At 49.2% G+C, this 2,495-nt stretch carries 2 protein-coding genes; both read left to right on the top strand.

Going from position 1 to position 2,495, the window contains the following annotated elements:
- The first annotated feature begins 420 nt into the window (after nucleotides 1–420).
- The gene (rfbB, locus tag KIH86_RS01125; protein ID WP_223081147.1) at nucleotides 421–1,443 is read left to right on the top strand and encodes a dTDP-glucose 4,6-dehydratase; all 1,023 of its coding nucleotides are present in this window, start codon (nucleotides 421–423) and stop codon (nucleotides 1,441–1,443) included.
- Between the two features lie 5 nt (nucleotides 1,444–1,448).
- A complete protein-coding gene (gene rfbD / locus KIH86_RS01130) occupies nucleotides 1,449–2,312 on the top strand; it encodes a dTDP-4-dehydrorhamnose reductase (protein ID WP_223081576.1) in 864 nt (287 codons plus the stop codon).
- Nucleotides 2,313–2,495 lie beyond the last annotated feature (183 nt).

The raw sequence follows: 2,495 nt of genomic DNA on the forward strand, positions 1-2,495 counted from the left end.
ATCGGTTTTGAAAGTTATAAGATTGAATATGTTCAACCTGTTAGAAAAAGAGGTATTACGAAAAATAACTTTTATACCCTTTATGATATTGCGATGTTGGGTATTACTAATCATTCTAAAATCCCACTCAGACTTGCGGCAATGCTGGGTTTTTTAATGTCTGCCTTAAGTTTACTTGTTGGTCTAGCATATTTGGTAGCGAAACTTTTATTTTGGAATAAATTCTCATTAGGTACTGCTCCACTTATTTCCGGCCTCTTTCTTTTTTCCTCCGTACAACTGTTTTTTATAGGAATAATAGGCGAATACATAGGGTCAATTCATACACAAGNAACATCACTCCAAGTAGCGTAATTTCGTTGAAATTAATGGTATACTTTTTATCACTAAACGAAGAAATTTTCATAAAGGTGGTTAACCATGAAACTTCTCATAACCGGCGGAGCCGGATTCATCGGCAGCAACTTTGTTATCTATATGCTGGAGCAGCATCCGGACTACAAGATCGTTAACGTGGATGCCCTGACGTATGCAGGGAACCTGGAAAACCTGAAATCGGTGGAGAATCATCCGAATTACGCTTTTGTTAAAGCGGATATTACGGATGTTCAGGCGATGGATGCCTTGATTGGCGATGGTGTGGATGTGGTCGTGAACTTTGCGGCGGAGTCGCATGTGGACCGGAGTATTTTGGAGCCGGATGTGTTTGTGAAGACGAATGTGCTTGGCACTCAAGTGCTGCTGGATGCAGCCAAGAAGCATAAGGTCACGAAATTTGTGCAGGTATCGACTGATGAGGTGTATGGAACGCTGGGAGCAACTGGACTCTTCACGGAAGAGACTCCGCTTACGCCAAACAGCCCGTATTCCGCAAGTAAAGCTGGCGGTGACTTGTTGGTGCGTGCGTACCACGAGACCTTCGGCCTTCCGGTCAATATTACCCGCTGCTCGAATAACTACGGTCCGTATCAGTTTCCGGAGAAGCTGATCCCGCTGATGATCTCCCGTGCGCTTGCGGACGGAGCACTGCCTGTGTACGGTGACGGAATGAATATTCGGGATTGGCTCTACGTTGAAGACCATTGCAGCGCGATTGATCTGGTCATCCATAAAGGCGTCCTGGGAGAAGTGTACAACATCGGCGGCAACAACGAGCGGACGAATGTGCATATCGTCAAGACGATTCTGCAGGAGCTGGGCAAGCCGGAATCGCTGATTACGTATGTTCAGGACCGTCCCGGCCATGACAGACGCTACGGCATCGATCCGACCAAAATCATGACGGAGCTCGGCTGGAAGCCGAAACATACGTTTGAGACGGGTATCAAGGAAACGATTCAATGGTATCTGAACAACAAGGAATGGTGGACCCGCATCCAGTCCGGAGAGTATCAGAAATATGCCGAGCTGCAGTATGGCTCCCGTCTGGGAGATGCTCTCTAATGGCGATGAAAGTATTGGTTACCGGTGCGGCGGGACAACTGGGCCAGGATGTGGTAAAGCTACTGCACGAGGGCGGATATGAGGTGCTGGCGAGCGATCGTCAGGAAATGGATATCACTAACCCGGATCAATGCGTCGAGGTTATTGGCCAATTCGCTCCCGATGCGGTTATCCATTGCGCCGCCCATACGGCGGTTGATGCCGCAGAGACGGATGTTGATGCTGCATACCTCCTTAATGCGGTAGGAACGCGGAATGTGGCGCTTGCGGCTGAGAAGGCTGGAGCGAAGATCGTCTATATTGGCACGGATTATGTTTTTAATGGACGGGGCGAACAGCCTTACCATGAATATGATAATACAGATCCCCAGACCATTTACGGCAAGTCCAAGCGGGCAGGTGAAGTTCTTGTCCAGACGCTGTCGTCCAAGTATTTCATTGTGCGAACGTCCTGGGTCTATGGCAAGTATGGCAATAACTTTGTCAAGACGATGCTGAAGTTGGGTCAGGAGAAACCAGTGATTCAGGTAGTGGACGATCAGAAGGGTTGCCCGACCTACACTGTGGATTTGGCCCGTTTTCTGCTGGAATTGATCCAGACCGAGAAATACGGCATCTACCATGCCTCCAACACGGAATCCTGTACCTGGTATGAGTTCACTCAAGCTATTTTTGAGGAAGCTGAACAGCTGTTGGGCCTCAAATTCACAGCCAAGCTGGAGCCTTGCACGACAGAGCAGTTTGTCCGTCCGGCTCCCCGTCCCCGCAACTCGGTACTGGAGCATTTGTCCATCCGCACCAACGGATTTCAGGATATCCGCTCTTGGCGAGAAGGGCTTAAAGCGTTTCTGACAGAATTGCAGGATTAACCTTGACATTATTGCGTATGGGGTTTGACAACAAGCCTTTGACAAGCTCTGAGCTGTGAAAACACATCGAACTCCCTGTCCGCTCGCCGGATGGGGAGTTTTTAAGTGTACGCCCAGCATGGGCGTTATCTTTAGGGTGAAAGTCCCGAACGGGGGCTGGCGAGCGCCTACCGTTAGCCAAGG

Origin of the sequence: Paenibacillus sinensis (genome assembly GCF_019904155.1) — a bacterium.
GTDB lineage: Bacteria > Bacillota > Bacilli > Paenibacillales > Paenibacillaceae > Paenibacillus_AQ > Paenibacillus_AQ sinensis.

What these genes read in the sequence shown, in the direction of transcription:
- rfbB (WP_223081147.1), top strand. Translation starts at nt 421, where the DNA reads ATGAAACTTCTCATAACCGGCGGAGCCGGATTCATCGGCAGCAACTTT.
- rfbD (WP_223081576.1), top strand. Translation starts at nt 1,449, where the DNA reads ATGAAAGTATTGGTTACCGGTGCGGCGGGACAACTGGGCCAGGATGTG.